Genomic DNA, 14,177 nt, shown 5'->3' with positions numbered 1-14,177 from the left:
TTCCAATTGGCCAGGTTGACCACCCGCCGTACCCCGGCCGGGTCAACGGGGATTCCGGCGAGCTCACGATTCACATCTTCAATGGTCTGCCGAACCGCTTCGATATCGGCGCCGATCAGGGCCGCCATGGCTCCCTTGCCCACCGGAACCGCTTCCTGCATATAGGTTCCCCGTTTGTGGACAAGGATAAGGGCATCCTCATAACTGAAAACCCCGGCGCAAAGCAAGGCCGAATACTCCCCCAGGCTGTGCCCGGCGGCCAGGCGCGGCTCCTTCTGCCACAAGTTGTACAAAATATACGAAACCGTCAAAAGAGCAGGCTGGGTATTCGCCGTCAGCTTCAACTCCTCATCCGGCCCTTCAAAACAAATGCGTGAAAGGTGATAGCCCAGGACTTCGTCGGCCCGGGTGAATGTTTTTTTTCCGAATTCACTTTCCATGAACAGGTCGCGGCCCATGCCCACCGCCTGCGAACCCTGGCCGGGAAATAAAAACGCGTGGTCGTTCATCGGTTCTCCTCCAGCGGATCGATTAATCTGAGCTGCAGGCGGCCGAAACCGCCCTGGCCTTTGTTATTGCGAATTCCGACCCATATTTCATCCAGCAGCAGCGTCCCGTCGGCCAGCCGCAGCCTCACCCGCCGGAAAGCCTCCCTGATCATGAAGTTTTTCCAGAGCGGAACGTCGGGATGGGCCTCGCCGCAAATTTCCACCGCTTCGGGGCCATTCTCGTGCACCCGGAATTTAAGGCGGAAAGGAAATTTTTGCTCGACAGTGACCAGTGACCTGACTATCTTTTCCAATTGCCCGCCCAGGCGGTTCATGGGCGCTGAGAAATCGAGCGCATCACCGTCCCAGGCAACGGGAAACTGGCGTACTTGCGCGATCCCCATCCCGGGCAAAAACGGGTGGTTGAGCATCTCCAGCAGCTCCCCCAGCATGGGGAAAATGTTGAAAAAGATCCCGGTCCGGGCCGGATGATATACGTAGCGGTTTTCCAGGTTCAAGGCAAAATCGCCGTACCGGCCCTCGCTGTCCCTGCTGAAACTCAGCCCCGCATCGCCGGTTTTAATCAGGAGATGAGGAAATTGCTTGACGTTTTTTACCCGCTTGGCGAATTCGGGGGCGTCTTTCTGCCATTGGGCGAGGATGTTCTCCCGATAAAGTTTGGCCCTGGCCTCTTCCATGTCGGCGCTGAGGATGGCCAGCGTCTTGCCGCTGAAACCGAGCGTCCTAAGCAAATAGGCGCTGCGGGGGATTTTTTCAAGCACGAAACTGGTTTTGCCGTCGGGGCTGGTGGCTGCGGTGAAGTAAGCCGCCAGCGAAGTATCGTAGTAAATGCGCAAAGGGAAAAAAAACAGCAGCCGTGAAATGGCGCTGCCGCAAATCTGGTATTCCAGGCAGTAGCGCAATTCAACGGCGCCGGCATTGGCGATCAACGAAAACAGCAGGAACACCGCGATGGCGCAGGGCTTTTTCATTTTTTTTCGAACGCGCTCCTGGCCGTCGCGAGCTGTTCATCGCTCAGCCCTTCGGGCTCGATGCCCATGCTCCGCAAGCGCAGGTAGATGTCCGAGGCCTTTTCCAGGATCTCGATCCGGTCCAGCGCCTGGTTCAGCGATCGGCCGCTGGCGATGACGCCATGCTTGTCCCAAAGGGCCAGGCGGAATTTTCGCAATTTTTCCCTGGTGGCGTCGGCCAGCGACTGCGAGCCGCTGGCGGCATAGGGGATCAAGCCGAGCATTTCCGGGACGAAAAGGCGCGTCTCGTGCTGCATGCGCGAGAGGCGCTCGTTCATCTCCCGCTCACTGCTGAACATGTGGCTGAGGATGACCAGGTTGGGCGGATGGCAATGAACCACGGCCCGCTCGTCATCCCGGTTTTTCTTGAAAAGGACGTGCAAGCCGGCAAGGGTCGGCCATTCGCTGCTCACCTTGGCGCTGCCTTCGATGAGCCAAAAATGCCGCTGGTCTATGACCTTGATCAGGCACAGCCCTTTTTCTGGTTCAGCGGCGATATCGCGCATGCGGCTGCCGCTGGCGGTGACCAGAAAAAAGTCGTTGCTCAGGCCGCTCATGTCCATGTCGGTCGAATGGACCTTTTCGGCATCGGGCGTCAGCCAGCCCATGGGTTGGGGAATCTCCGACAGGCGCAGCGACAGATTACCGGCGCTGGCTTCGGCCCAGCCCTTGTCGTACAGCACCCTGGCAACGGCCCTGAATTCCCCGATTTCCTCCAGCAACGAGATCATTGATACTCCTTTTACGTGAGTGTAACGTTTTTGCTGTCGGCAGTCAAGATGGCCTTGTGTCCGTAGGGGCGAAAAATTTTTCGCCCCTACAACTTGACACCCCATCACCGCCCGCCTATAATCGCCAAAAGGTCAAGGAAAAACCCATGATAGAAGAAATTTTCAAGCAAAGTGCGTGTGAACTGCTCGAATTCATCGAACAAAGCCCGACCGCCGCCCATGCTGCCGGCCAAGTGGAAGCCAGGCTCCTGCAAGCGGGATTCCGCAAATGTGCTGAACAGGATGCCTGGCTTGTCAAAGCCGGCGACCGGATGATGGTTAAAAGGCAAGAATCTGGGATTATCGCTATCAAAATGGGCAAAAAACCGCCACTGGAAAGCGGTTTCAAGATCATCGGCGCCCATACCGATTCGCCCGGATTCCGCCTTAAACCTCATGCACTGATGCTCAAGGGCGGATACCAGCAGCTGGGAGTCGAGGTTTACGGCGGGCCGCTGCTGGCCACATGGCTCGACCGCGACCTGGGCATGGCCGGGCAGGTGGTGATCAAGGACAAGCAGGACAACCTCTGTACCATGCTGCTGAAAATGAAAAAGCCGGTGCTGCGAATTTCGATGCTGCCGATCCATCTCAACCGCGAGGTCAACGATCAGGGACTGGTGCTGAACAAGCAGGAGCACCTGGCCCCCATCCTGGGCATTGCCGGAGAATCCCCGGACAAGAAATGCCTGGAAAACCTGCTGGCAAGGGAATTGGGAGTGGAGGTCGACCGCCTGGTCGACTGGGAACTGGGGCTGTTCGATTTGCAACAGGGAACCCTGGCTGGCCTCGAAGACGAATTCATCATCTCAGGCCGCATCGACAACCTGGCCATGTGCCAGGCCGCCCTGGCCGCATTTTTAAAGAGCGAAGCCGGTGTCGCCACCCAGGTCATCGTCTTGTACGACAACGAGGAGATCGGCTCCACCTCGGCCAACGGGGCCGGATCGTCCTTTCTGCGCGACGTGTTGACCCGGCTGGTCGCGGCCGGCGGGCAGAAAGCGGAGGACTTTTTCCGCACCCTGGCCCGCTCGTTCTTCATTTCGGCCGACGGCGCCCATGCCGTCCATCCCAATTACATCGACAAATACGAAAAAGAGCATCATTGCCACCTGAACCAGGGCCCGGTAATCAAGATCAACGCCATGAAAAAATACGCCACCACGGCCGAATCGAGCGCCGTTTTCATCCTGCTCTGCCAGAAAGCCACCGTCCCTTTCCAGAAATTCGTCAACCGCACCGACATGGCCGGCGGTTCCACCATCGGCCCCACCGTCGCGGCCGGGTTGGGAATACCGACGGTCGACGTCGGCAACGCCATGCTCTCCATGCATTCCATCCGCGAAATGTCCGGTACAATCGATCATTTGCACATGATCAAGGTTTTTAAGGAATTTTTTAAAGATTGACCAAAAACGAAAGTGTTGGTATACTTCAAATCATCCTGAACCATCAGGTGAGGGATTGATTTGTGCATCCCCTTCGGGGATAGTCAAACTAGATAGGTTTCGTTACCTTCCAGAACCTACGAAACCTATAGTTTGACTAAGGAGAACGACATCCATGGTCCAAAAAACAGTATTGCCCTGCGGATTGACCGTCATATCGGAAAAATTCCCCGAATTTCCCTCCTTCGCACTCAGCTACACACTGAAAAGCGGTTCCCGCGCCGAAACACAAGAGGAAAACGGCATTCACCACCTGATCGAGCACATGATCTTCAAGGGCAGCCAGAACTATGACCTCAAGCAGATCGCCGACATGGCCGACCGCCTGGGCGGCAGGCTCAACGCCTTCACCGGCAAGGAGATCACCCAGTTTTACATCAAGTCCATCGATGAAAAACTGGCCGACTCCTTTCACCTCCTTTCCGACATCGTGCTGAACTCGACCTTTCCCGAGGAAGAGTTTGCCAAGGAGAAGAATGTCATCATCCAGGAGGTCAGGGAAGCCGAAGACAATCCCGAAAGCAACGCCTTCGAGACATTCTACGAAAAAATCTACGAGGACAACGCCCTCGGTTACCCGATCGGCGGCAGCGAAAAGCGGGTGGTCCGGCTACAGCACGGCCAGGTTTTCGATTATTACCGGAGGCAATACGCCCCGGAAAACCTCCTGCTATCAGCCGTGGGCAACATCGAGCACCGCGACCTGGTCGAACTGGCGGGCGATTTCTTCGGCTGTTTCCCGGCCCGGCCGGTCCGCAACCTTGCCTTCGACCAAGCCGGCTTCCAGTCGCGGCGTTTTTTCAAGAGCAACGACTCCCTGGGCCAATGCTACGCGATCATTGCCCTGGACAGCATCTCGCTGCTGTCGCCTTTCCGCCACAGCTTCATGGTCATGAACGATATCCTGGGCGCCGGCATGAGTTCGCGCCTCTTTCAAAGCATCCGCGAGGAGAAGGGGCTGGCCTACACGGTGAGCTCCTTCATCGATTCCTACCTGGAATGCGGCATCCAGATCATCTACGCCGTGATCGAACCCGAAAATCTCGCGGCTTACCTGCGAGCGGTCAAATCCGAGATCGAACGGCTGAAGGAGGAGGGGATCCGCGCCGACGAGCTGGAAAGGGCCAAGGACCACATGAAATCGTCCATTATCCTCGGCCTGGAAAACAACGTGTCCAAGATGAGCTTCAATACCAACCAGGAGCTGTACTTCAAAAAAGAACAGTCGGTGGCCGCCATCATCGCCGAAGTCAATGCCGCGACCTGCGATAGCATCAACGGTTTTATCCGCCAGTACCTGGACCTCGATCGGGCCGCGCTGTTCACCTATGGCAAGCCCGCCGCCGCCCCGGCCTGGTGAAACCCGAGCTGCTCCCGATTTCATGAGCCGGCGCCGTAGCCGTTTGACAGGGCCGTGAAAATATGGTATAAAAAAGAACTTGTTTATCTGGTTTGGAAAAAGAGAAACCAATGATCATCAACGTCAACCGAATTGCTGAACAAGGCCTTGCGCTCAACGACACCATCGATCTGGACAGCGCCCGTCTGCTGGAAGACGAGAGTTTTTTCGTCGAGGGCCTAAACTATCAGATATTTTTTAAAAGGGAGAACCAGCGCATCCAGGCCCAGGGCAAGATCAAGACCGCCATCTCCCTGGTCTGCGTCCGTTGCCTGGAACAGTTCGAGCTCAAGATCAACTCCCGTTTCGATATCATCCTTTTTCCCAAGGAACTGGTGGATATACGCAGCACGTCCCTGGATGAGGAAGAACTGGAATACATATTTTTTGAAAACGACCAGATCGACCTGGAAAAGATCCTGATCGAACAGGTCAACCTTTTCATTCCCTTCAAACCGGTCTGCAGCCCCGACTGCAAGGGGATCTGCCCCGGCTGCGGCGCCAATTTGAACCGCAGCGCCTGCCCCTGCGACCAGTCCAAAAATGAAATCAAGTTTTTATTCGAAAAAGTAAAGAGGTGAACAATGGCCCAACCGAAACGGAGACATTCCCATGCCAGAAAGAATAAAAGGCGGTCGCACCACGCGCTGAAGGTGGAGGGACTGTCGGTCTGCCCCAAATGCAGCGAACCCAAGCTGCCCCACCGCGTATGCGGCAACTGCGGCTATTACCAGGGAAAACAGATCGTCAAGGGTGCTGAAGCCTGATTCGATGGAAACCGTAAAGATAGCCGTTGACGCCATGGGCGGCGACGACGCGCCCGCCATCGTCATCGAAGGCGTGGTCGACTACATTCGCGAAAACCAGCGCGATGACGGCTTCAAGATCATACTGGTCGGCAAAGAAAAAGAGATCAACAAGGAACTGAAAAAATATCGCAACGTCCGCCTCGACCGCCTGGAGATCATCGATGCCCTGGAAGAAATTTCCATGAAGGAGCATTTTCTCTCCTACTGGCGGAAACGCGAGGAAACATCGATCAAAAAAGCAATCGACCTGGTCAAGAACGACAAGGCCAAAGCCATGGTGTCGGCCGGCAACACCGGCGCCGTCATGGCCCTGGCCAAGACCGTCCTGGGCACGATTAAAAACATCGACCGCCCGGCCCTGGCCATCATGATCCCCACCCTGAAGGGAAATTCGCTGCTGGTCGACGTCGGGGCCAACACCGATTCAAAACCGCACAACCTGGTGCAATTCGCCCTGATGGGCAAGGTCTACCTGGAAAACGTGTATGGCGTCAAGAATCCCCGCATCGGCTTGATGAACATCGGCGAGGAGGAGGTCAAGGGCAACGAATTGACCAAGACCACCCACAATCTGCTCAAGCAACTCGACATCAATTTCATCGGCAACGTCGAAGGCCGCGACGTGTACCTGGGCGAAGCCGACCTGATCGTCACCGACGGCTTCACCGGCAACGTCGCCCTCAAGATCTCCGAAGGGGTGGTCGGCGTCATGCTGTCGATGCTGAAGCGGGAAATCATGTCCAACATTTTTTCCAAGATCGGTTTCTTCTTCCTCAGGCACTCGCTCGGCCGCATCAAAAAGAAGCTCGATTACGCCGAGTACGGCGGAGCGCTGCTGCTCGGGGTCAACGGCATCGTCATCATCGGCCACGGCAGTTCCAACGCCAAAGCCATCAAGAACGCCGTTTACCTCAGCTACAAATTCATCTCGCAAAAGGTACTGGAAAAGATCTCCCTGGAGATCGAAAAAACGCAAATTTCGCTACCGGAGTTGAAAAATGTCTGATGCACGGCAAACGGCGGTCATCACCGGCGCGGCGCGCGGCATCGGCAAGGCCATCGCCCAAAAACTGGCCCAGGCGGGCATGAACATCGTCGTTTCCGACATCCTATACGAGGAAGCGCTGAAAACGGCCGCCGAAATCGAAAAAACGGGCGCCGGCGTTCTGGCCGTGAAAACCGATGTCGCCAGCGCCAAGGACGCCGAAGGACTGATCAAGCAGGCCGTAGCCGCCTTCGGTTCGGTCGATGTTCTGGTCAACAACGCCGGCATCACCCGCGACAACCTCTCCATACGCATGAGCGAAAGCGACTGGGACCTGGTGCTGGACATCAACCTCAAGGGGACTTTCCTGTGCTCGCAGGTCGCGGCCAAGGAAATGATGAAAAAGCGCTTCGGCCGGATCGTCAACATGGCATCGGTCAGCGGCATCCTGGGCACGGCCGGGCAGGCGAATTACGCCTCGTCAAAAGCCGGGGTCATCGCCTTGACCAAATCCATGGCCCGCGAACTGGGCGGCCGAAATATCACCGTCAACGCGGTGGCTCCGGGATTCATCCTCACCGAAATGACCGAAAAACTGCCCGACAGCGTCAAGGAAGCCTACATCGCCCAGATCGCGCTGAAGCGGGCCGGCACTCCCGACGACGTGGCCGCGGCCGTCCAATTCCTGATATCGCCTGCCGCTCAATATATAACTGGAACCGTGATCAACGTTTCAGGCGGGCTTTTGATTTAAAATCCAAGGAGGAAAAAATGAAAAAAGATGAAATCTTGGGCAAAGTGAAAGCAGTGGTGGCTGAAAAGCTGAATGTTGGCGAAGACCAGGTTACCGAAGACGCCAAGTTCGTTGAAGACCTGGGTGCCGACTCCCTGGACCAGGTGGAGCTGATCATGGCTCTGGAAGACGAATTCTCCCTGAAGATCCCCGAGGAAGATGCCGAGAAACTCCTGACCGTCGGCTCGGCCGTCGACTATGTACTGAAGAAAGCCCAGTAGTCCTGTTTCAAAAACATGACTTTTTTTAGCAGCAAAACCATACCTTTGCACCGGGTGGTCGTCACCGGGATTGGCCTGATCACCCCGACCGGGAAAAACAAAGGCGAAAACTGGGAAAACATCAGCAACGGGCGCAGCGGCATCGGCATGATCACCCGCTTCGACGCCAGCCAGCATGCCAGCAAGATCGCCGGCGAGGTCAAGAACTACGACTCGAACCAGTACTTCGACAGGAAGGAAGTTAGGAAATTCGATCCCTTCATCCAGTTCGCTTTGATCGCCGCGGAAGAAGCGGTCAAGGATTCGGGACTGGATCTCAACGCCATCGACAGGGAAAAAGCCGGTGTCTACATCGGCTCCGGCATCGGCGGCATCCAAACCATCGAGACCAACAAGGAAATTTTGATGCAGAAGGGGCCGGATCGGATATCGCCCTTCTTCCTGCCGGCCAGCATTGCCAACCTGGCTGCCGGCCAGGTCTCCATCAAGTTTGGCTTCAAGGGCCCCAACCTGGCCAACTGCACCGCCTGCGCCTCCGGCACCCATGCCCTCGGCGACTCCATGCGCATCATCCAGCGCGGCGAGGCGAACGTCATGCTGGCCGGCGGGGCCGAATATCCGATCTCGCCGCTGGGCGTGGCCGGGTTCAACGCCATGCGCGCCCTTTCCACCCGCAACGACCAGCCGCAAAAAGCCTCGCGGCCGTTCGACAAGGATCGCGACGGCTTCGTCATCGGCGAAGGCTCGGCCATACTGGTACTGGAGTCGCTGGAGCACGCCAGCAAGCGCGGGGCCCGCATCTTCGCCGAAATCGTCGGCTACGGTTTCACCGGCGACGCTTATCACATGACCGCTCCCGATCCCGACGCTGACGGCGCCTACCGGGTGATGAAGCTCGCCCTGGCCGACGCCGGACTGCGACCCGAAGACATCGTCTACATCAACGCCCACGGCACGTCCACCGAACTCAACGACAAGCTGGAAACCCACGCCATCAAGCGCCTGTTCGGCGCCCACGCCTACAAGCTGGCGGTCAGCTCAACCAAGTCCATGACCGGACACATGCTGGGAGCCACCGGCAGCGCCGAGGTGGCCTTCACCATCCTGGCCATGCTCAACTCCTTCATCCCGCCGACCATCAATTACGAAACCCCCGACCCCGAATGCGATCTGAATTACACTCCCAACCAGGGGGTCAAGCGGGACATCCCTTACGCCCTCTCCAATTCCTTCGGGTTCGGCGGCACCAACGCTTCCCTGCTCTTGAAAAAATTCAGCGAATAAGCCATGGGGGATGGCGCAAGCCTCCCCCCAATTTTTTCGCCCGAGGAGCATCCATGAAAAAACTGAGCCGGTCCATTTTTTGTCTACTCCTCTTCCCCTTCGCCCTGGCGGCGGCTGAAGCAGAAAGCCTGACCTTGCCGGGGGTGCCGGTCATCGTCATGACCCATCCCACCCTCTTCCAGGTCAAGAACATAGTGGAAATGTTCGAAAAGGACATCATCCCGCTGAAAAAGATGACTTTACTGGGCATCTATCACGAGGACGAGTTCGCCAACGAGGAGGAAGCCGCGGCCTACCAGGAGGCCTTCGCCTATGTCCAGCGCGAGCATGTCGATTGGGTGCGTTTCCGCAAGGTCACCGGCCGGGTCGAGATGGCGGACCTTTTCAAGGAGAATCTCTGGACCTCGCAATTCAGGGAGATCTTCGCGGCTGCCAGCGGCATCATCTTCACCGGCGGCATGGACATTCCGCCGGCGCTGTATGGACAGGGTACCAGCCTGCTCAGCGAGCCGACGACGCCGGCGCGCCATTTATACGAGATATCGTTCCTCTTCCATCTGCTGGGCGGTAGCCGCAATCCGTCGTTTGTCCCGTTCCTGTCCGGGCGCCGGGAGTTCCCTGTCCTGGCCATCTGCCTCGGCCTCCAGAGCCTGAACGTGGCCCTTGGCGGCACGCTGGTCCAGGATATTCCAGGCGACATCTACGGCCAGAAAACGGTGCAAGAGGTCCTGGCCGCCGGCCCCGATGCGGTCCATTCGGGCGTCTACATGGAAAAGCTTTTCCCCAACGACGCGGAATTGAGGATGACCTTCCATCGCATCCGCCTGGGCCGGGACAGCATTTTCCTGCGCCGCATGGGATTCGCCGGCACCGACCGGCCTTTCGTGGCCACGGCCCATCACCAAGCCATAGGCAAGCTGGGCGCCAGCCTGCGCGTGACCGCCACCTCACTGGACGGCAGGATAGCGGAAGCGGCCGAGCACTCCCTTTTTCCCAATGTCTTGGGGATCCAGTTCCATCCCGAGCGCCATACCCTTTACCGCAAGGGGCTTTTCCTGCACCAAAAAACCGGCGATCCCTCGGATTTCAACCCCCTGTCTTTCCTGCAGGACAACCCGCCGACGCTGGCATTTCACCGCGCCATTTGGAAGTGGTTCGGCGAGCAGGTGCTGGCAGAAAAGAACTCGGTATACGGTTCACGGTAGACGGTTTACGGTAAAAAATCAAAACGAAACAAGATTGAAGAAGGCTTTATGGCCTTCTCTTTCACCGTATACCGTATACCCTAAACCGTCAACCAAGCCCTATAAAGGATATTTGCTCTCGATGTAATCTTTCAAATGGCGGATCTGGTAGTCCTTGTCCTTGAGATTCGCCTTGATGATATCGCCGATGGAGATCATGCCCACGACCTTGTCGCGTTCGTCGACCACCGGGATGTGGCGGATGCGGTTCTGGGTCATGGCCGCCATCAGGTCGTTGACATCGTCCTCGGCCCGGGCCACGATCAGTTTCTCGCGCGGAGTCATGACCTCCCTGACCGCCAGTCCCTTGACATTGGCCTGGCTGCGGTAGCAGCTGCGCATGATATCCCGTTCGGAAACGATGCCTTGGACATTCCGTTGACCGTCCAGGACCATCAGGGCGCCGACGTTCTTGTCGCTCATGACCTGCATGGCATCGTTGACAATGGCGTCGACATGGACCGAGTACACCTCCTTGCCCTTGTTTTCCAAGATTTTTTCAGCCTTCATGCTCCCTCCTCGGCGTCCGCTTCCGGTGCCTGAATAAATAGTATAATTAATTCGTTAAAAACAATCAACATTAGAAGAGATAAAAGTAGTTAGTAAGCAGTAGATAGTAGTTGGTAGAAAGTAGTTTGACCGAAATTTATCCGCTCAGCGAACATTTCGCTTAATTGCCTTTCTACTAACTACTGACTACTATCTACTTTTCTTCTATTGACGAAAAAGTTTAAAATGATACAATGGCAGGGGTGAATCCGCCGGCATTTTGCCTGGCGGATCGTCCCTACACTAAAAACGAGGTGCTTTCATGCAAAAATACAGTTCCCAGGAATTGATGGATATCGAACACCGCTACGGGGCCCACAACTACCACCCCTTGGAAGTGGTCATCGCCAAGGCCGACGGCATTTGGGTCGAGGATCCCGAGGGCAAGCGCTATATCGACATGCTTTCGGCCTACTCGGCCGTCAACCAGGGCCATCGCCACCCGGCCGTCATCAAGGCCCTCAAGGATCAGGCCGACATCCTGACTCTGACCTCCCGGGCTTTTTATAACGATAAGTGGCCCATTTTCGCTAAGAGGCTTTCCGAATTGACCGGCAAGGAGATGATCCTGCCCATGAACACCGGCGCCGAAGCGGTGGAAACGGCGATCAAGACCATGCGCAAGTGGGGCTACAAGGTCAAGAAAGTGGCCGCCAACAAAGCCGAGATCATCGTTTTCAAAGACAACTTCCACGGCCGCACCACCACCATCGTCTCTTTCTCCACCGATCCCGACGGCCACGATTTTTACGGCCCTTACATGCCGGGTTTCAAGATCGTTCCCTACAACGACCTGAAGGCCGTTGAAAAAGCGGTCAACAAGAACACGGTCGGCATCATGGTCGAGCCCATCCAGGGCGAGGCCGGCGTGGTGGTCCCGGACGACGGCTTCCTGGCCGGGCTGGGCAAGATCGCCAAGAAGAACAAAATCCTGCTGGCCGTAGACGAGATCCAGACCGGCTTCTGCCGCACCGGCAAGCTGTTCGCCTACCAGTACGAAGATGTCGATCCCGACATCATCATCATGGGCAAGGCCCTCGGCGGCGGCGTCCTGCCGGTTTCGGCCGTGGCCGCCAACGAGAGCGTGCTCGGAGTCTTCAAGCCCGGCACCCACGGTTCCACCTTCGGCGGCAATCCGCTGGCCTGTGCCGTGGCCATGGCCGCCATCGACGTGCTGGTCGACGAAAAGCTGGCCGAGCGCGCCGCCGAGAACGGCGCCTATTTCATGACCCGCTTACGCGAACTGCAAAAGCGTTCCAACAAAATCAAGCTGGTGCGCGGCAAGGGGCTGCTGATTGCGGTGGTGCTCAAAAAGTCGGCCGGCAAGGCGCGCCAGTACACGACGGCTCTCAAGGATAAGGGGCTGCTCTGCAAGGAGACCCACGACTGGATCATTCGCTTCGCCCCGCCGCTGGTCATCACCAGGGCCGACATCGACTTTGCCATGGAGAAGATCAGAGAAGTCCTGGTCTGATGGTCATTTTCCGGGCCGATGTCTCACCGTTGAACGGGCTGCAGCATCTGCGCCGCTGCGCGCACTTGGCCTCGCTGTTAAAAAAAAGCAACCGGGTCATGGTCTGCGCCCGCGAAGACAAGCGGGCGGCAAAATTCCTGGCTGGAAAAAACATCCCCTTCATCCTGGCCAAGGACCAGGCAAAAATCGACCTGGCCGACACTAGGGCGATCGTCTTCGACGTCGCTCCGTTTTCCGCTCCCGACACCAAGCTTCTGGAAAAGGCAAAAAAATCGGGCTTGAAAACCGTCCAGATCGTCACCAACGAGGCAGAACGCCAGCCGGTCGATGTCGCCGTCTCCCCATTCGCTCAAACAGAAAACGCCCTTTTGCACCACAAGTTCCGCCATTTCCACCAGGTCAGGCGAAAATACCGGAAAGCAACGAAACTTGTTTTCATCCACCTGGGCGACCTGCTCCCCTACCGCGACTTGCGCGCCATTGTCGACACGCTGCACCGCCTGCGCTTCAAGATGAAAATATCGCCCGGGTTGAGCCTGAAAAAAGCCGACAAGCGCACCCTAATGAAGATCTATCCCGGCATCCACGTCTGCGGCAAAAGCGAAAGCCCGGCGCGCGCCAATTTCGAGGCCGACCTGGCCCTGATCATGCCCGGCGAGGAGGCCCTGGAAGCGGCCGGCGTCGGCACCCCGGCCCTGTACATGCCCCTGGACAAGGGTCAGGAGACCCTGGCCGATGCCTGCGCCGGCATGGGCACAGGTGTGAGAATTCCCTCCCTGGCCGATTTTTCCGTTCAAGCGCTGCGCGACGCCATCGCGCCGCTTACTCCGGAGCGCCGCGAGAGAATGGGCGCCGTTGGCAAGGCCCTGGTCGACGGCTTGGGCGTGCAGAGATTTTTTAAAGTCTTGAAGGATAACGGGATTATTGCCTAAAACTATAGCTGGGCTCGGTATACGGTTTACGGTATACGGTTGACGGTAAAAAAAGCACCAATGTCCAAGCACCAAATTCCAAATAAGTTTCCATCACCAATGACCAAATTACCAAAACGAAGATAAAAACATCGGAAGGGCTTTTTTTTTAGGTCATTGTAATTTGGAACTTGGAATTAATTTTAGATTTGGTGCTTGTGATTTGGAATTTTCTATGCTTATTTTTATCTTTTTCTTGCCGTAAACCGTCTACCGTGAACCGTATACCGATTTCATTTCTGCCAGCACCTTCTTGCCGTATACCGTTTACCGTCCACCGTGAACCGAGTACTCGCTGGTTATAGTATCAGCACCAGCGTGGTCGCGATGGTCATCATGATCAATACCGGCACCGCCATGTAGCGGTATACCTCGAGCAGCGGCGCCTCGAAATACTCGTTGGTCAAAACGAGGCACAGGTGCAGCGGCGAGACCAGGATGCCGGCGTAGCCGATGACGTAGATGTAGAGGGCGAGATAAAAGTAGTTCGGCATGTGCTGGATCAGAGGCAGCAGCACCGGGAAGGCGATGGCGATGTAGGCCGTGTTGATGCCGGTCAGAAAACCAACGGTGAACGAGACCAGGAAAATGAACAGCACGACCATGCCCAGGGAGATGTCCATGTTCTTGAGCACGTCGAAGGCGGCCGAAACCTCGATCAGGCGCTGGAAGACGATGACCGCGGCGATGACCAGCAGGCTGCGCACCGTG

General features: G+C 56.7%; 16 protein-coding genes. 11 read left to right on the top strand and 5 right to left on the bottom strand.

Features of this window, described 5'->3' with window-relative positions; genetic code table 11:
• The 3 genes from NTW95_15455 to rhaD form a co-directional block, all read right to left on the bottom strand.
• On the bottom strand, nucleotides 1-509 hold a 509-nt coding region (locus NTW95_15455), incomplete at its 3' end, for an ACP S-malonyltransferase (protein ID MCX6558801.1).
• The gene (locus NTW95_15450) at nucleotides 506-1,480 is read right to left on the bottom strand and encodes a hypothetical protein (protein MCX6558800.1); all 975 of its coding nucleotides are present in this window, start codon (nucleotides 1,478-1,480) and stop codon (nucleotides 506-508) included. The genes NTW95_15455 and NTW95_15450, both read right to left, overlap by 4 nt.
• Nucleotides 1,477-2,250, bottom strand: a complete 774-nt coding sequence (rhaD, locus tag NTW95_15445) for a rhamnulose-1-phosphate aldolase (GenBank protein MCX6558799.1) — start codon at nucleotides 2,248-2,250, stop codon at nucleotides 1,477-1,479. The genes NTW95_15450 and rhaD overlap by 4 nt, the downstream gene beginning before the upstream one ends.
• 146 nt (nucleotides 2,251-2,396) lie before the next feature.
• Here rhaD and NTW95_15440 point away from each other — a divergent pair, with 146 nt between their 5' ends.
• The 9 genes from NTW95_15440 to NTW95_15400 all read left to right on the top strand — a co-directional run bounded on the left by NTW95_15440 (nucleotide 2,397) and on the right by NTW95_15400 (nucleotide 10,433).
• Nucleotides 2,397-3,698 (top strand): M18 family aminopeptidase, encoded by a 1,302-nt coding sequence (locus tag NTW95_15440; GenBank protein ID MCX6558798.1) that lies wholly within the window; start codon nucleotides 2,397-2,399, stop codon nucleotides 3,696-3,698.
• 154 nt (nucleotides 3,699-3,852) lie between these two features.
• On the top strand, nucleotides 3,853-5,097 hold the full coding sequence (locus tag NTW95_15435) for a pitrilysin family protein (protein MCX6558797.1): 1,245 nt from the start codon (nucleotides 3,853-3,855) through the stop codon (nucleotides 5,095-5,097).
• A 110-nt stretch (nucleotides 5,098-5,207) separates the two neighbouring features.
• On the top strand, nucleotides 5,208-5,717 hold the full coding sequence (locus NTW95_15430; GenBank protein ID MCX6558796.1) for a DUF177 domain-containing protein: 510 nt from the start codon (nucleotides 5,208-5,210) through the stop codon (nucleotides 5,715-5,717).
• Nucleotides 5,718-5,720: 3 nt separating this feature from the next.
• Nucleotides 5,721-5,903, top strand: a complete 183-nt coding sequence (gene rpmF, locus NTW95_15425; GenBank protein ID MCX6558795.1) for a 50S ribosomal protein L32 — start codon at nucleotides 5,721-5,723, stop codon at nucleotides 5,901-5,903.
• 4 nt (nucleotides 5,904-5,907) lie between these two features.
• Complete coding sequence (plsX, locus tag NTW95_15420; protein ID MCX6558794.1) at nucleotides 5,908-6,951, top strand: phosphate acyltransferase PlsX; 1,044 nt, start codon at nucleotides 5,908-5,910, stop codon at nucleotides 6,949-6,951.
• A complete protein-coding gene (gene fabG, locus NTW95_15415) occupies nucleotides 6,944-7,684 on the top strand; it encodes a 3-oxoacyl-[acyl-carrier-protein] reductase (GenBank protein ID MCX6558793.1) in 741 nt (246 codons plus the stop codon). The genes plsX and fabG overlap by 8 nt, the downstream gene beginning before the upstream one ends.
• Nucleotides 7,685-7,701: 17 nt before the next feature.
• Nucleotides 7,702-7,944, top strand: a complete 243-nt coding sequence (gene acpP, locus NTW95_15410) for an acyl carrier protein (protein MCX6558792.1) — start codon at nucleotides 7,702-7,704, stop codon at nucleotides 7,942-7,944.
• A gap of 15 nt (nucleotides 7,945-7,959) precedes the next feature.
• Complete coding sequence (gene fabF, locus NTW95_15405) at nucleotides 7,960-9,228, top strand: beta-ketoacyl-ACP synthase II (protein MCX6558791.1); 1,269 nt, start codon at nucleotides 7,960-7,962, stop codon at nucleotides 9,226-9,228.
• Nucleotides 9,229-9,281: 53 nt separating this feature from the next.
• A complete protein-coding gene (locus NTW95_15400; protein MCX6558790.1) occupies nucleotides 9,282-10,433 on the top strand; it encodes a gamma-glutamyl-gamma-aminobutyrate hydrolase family protein in 1,152 nt (383 codons plus the stop codon).
• 99 nt (nucleotides 10,434-10,532) lie between these two features.
• Here the strand turns inward: NTW95_15400 and NTW95_15395 are convergent, their stop codons facing one another.
• Entirely contained in the window at nucleotides 10,533-10,982 is a 450-nt protein-coding gene (locus NTW95_15395; protein ID MCX6558789.1) for a CBS domain-containing protein, read from the bottom strand.
• 301 nt (nucleotides 10,983-11,283) lie between these two features.
• Between NTW95_15395 and rocD the strand changes: the two genes are divergently transcribed.
• Together rocD and NTW95_15385 are read left to right on the top strand one after the other, a co-directional pair.
• Complete coding sequence (gene rocD, locus NTW95_15390) at nucleotides 11,284-12,495, top strand: ornithine--oxo-acid transaminase (GenBank protein MCX6558788.1); 1,212 nt, start codon at nucleotides 11,284-11,286, stop codon at nucleotides 12,493-12,495.
• Nucleotides 12,495-13,427: a hypothetical protein gene (locus NTW95_15385; protein ID MCX6558787.1), complete on the top strand. Its 933-nt coding sequence runs from the start codon at nucleotides 12,495-12,497 to the stop codon at nucleotides 13,425-13,427. Before rocD ends, NTW95_15385 begins: the two co-directional genes overlap by 1 nt.
• 338 nt (nucleotides 13,428-13,765) lie before the next feature.
• Here the strand turns inward: NTW95_15385 and NTW95_15380 are convergent.
• Nucleotides 13,766-14,177, bottom strand: a 412-nt coding sequence (locus NTW95_15380; protein ID MCX6558786.1) for a DUF401 family protein, incomplete at its 5' end; no start/stop codon positions are given.

This window comes from Candidatus Aminicenantes bacterium (assembly GCA_026393795.1).
In the GTDB taxonomy this organism is placed as follows: Bacteria; Acidobacteriota; Aminicenantia; order UBA2199; family UBA2199; genus UBA2199.
The sequence above is the reverse complement of the archived record's forward strand: the minus strand, read 5'-3'. Positions and strand labels throughout refer to the sequence as shown.

Bases quoted from the DNA above. Each gene is read 5' to 3' on its own strand.
- NTW95_15440 (MCX6558798.1), top strand. From the start codon at position 2,397: ATGATAGAAGAAATTTTCAAGCAAAGTGCGTGTGAACTGCTCGAATTC.
- NTW95_15400 (MCX6558790.1), top strand. From the start codon at position 9,282: ATGAAAAAACTGAGCCGGTCCATTTTTTGTCTACTCCTCTTCCCCTTC.
- fabF (MCX6558791.1), top strand. From the start codon at position 7,960: ATGACTTTTTTTAGCAGCAAAACCATACCTTTGCACCGGGTGGTCGTC.
- NTW95_15435 (MCX6558797.1), top strand. From the start codon at position 3,853: ATGGTCCAAAAAACAGTATTGCCCTGCGGATTGACCGTCATATCGGAA.
- NTW95_15430 (MCX6558796.1), top strand. From the start codon at position 5,208: ATGATCATCAACGTCAACCGAATTGCTGAACAAGGCCTTGCGCTCAAC.
- fabG (MCX6558793.1), top strand. From the start codon at position 6,944: ATGTCTGATGCACGGCAAACGGCGGTCATCACCGGCGCGGCGCGCGGC.
- rpmF (MCX6558795.1), top strand. From the start codon at position 5,721: ATGGCCCAACCGAAACGGAGACATTCCCATGCCAGAAAGAATAAAAGG.
- plsX (MCX6558794.1), top strand. From the start codon at position 5,908: ATGGAAACCGTAAAGATAGCCGTTGACGCCATGGGCGGCGACGACGCG.
- acpP (MCX6558792.1), top strand. From the start codon at position 7,702: ATGAAAAAAGATGAAATCTTGGGCAAAGTGAAAGCAGTGGTGGCTGAA.
- rhaD (MCX6558799.1), bottom strand. From the start codon at position 2,250: ATGATCTCGTTGCTGGAGGAAATCGGGGAATTCAGGGCCGTTGCCAGG.
- NTW95_15395 (MCX6558789.1), bottom strand. From the start codon at position 10,982: ATGAAGGCTGAAAAAATCTTGGAAAACAAGGGCAAGGAGGTGTACTCG.
- rocD (MCX6558788.1), top strand. From the start codon at position 11,284: ATGCAAAAATACAGTTCCCAGGAATTGATGGATATCGAACACCGCTAC.
- NTW95_15385 (MCX6558787.1), top strand. From the start codon at position 12,495: ATGGTCATTTTCCGGGCCGATGTCTCACCGTTGAACGGGCTGCAGCAT.
- NTW95_15450 (MCX6558800.1), bottom strand. From the start codon at position 1,480: ATGAAAAAGCCCTGCGCCATCGCGGTGTTCCTGCTGTTTTCGTTGATC.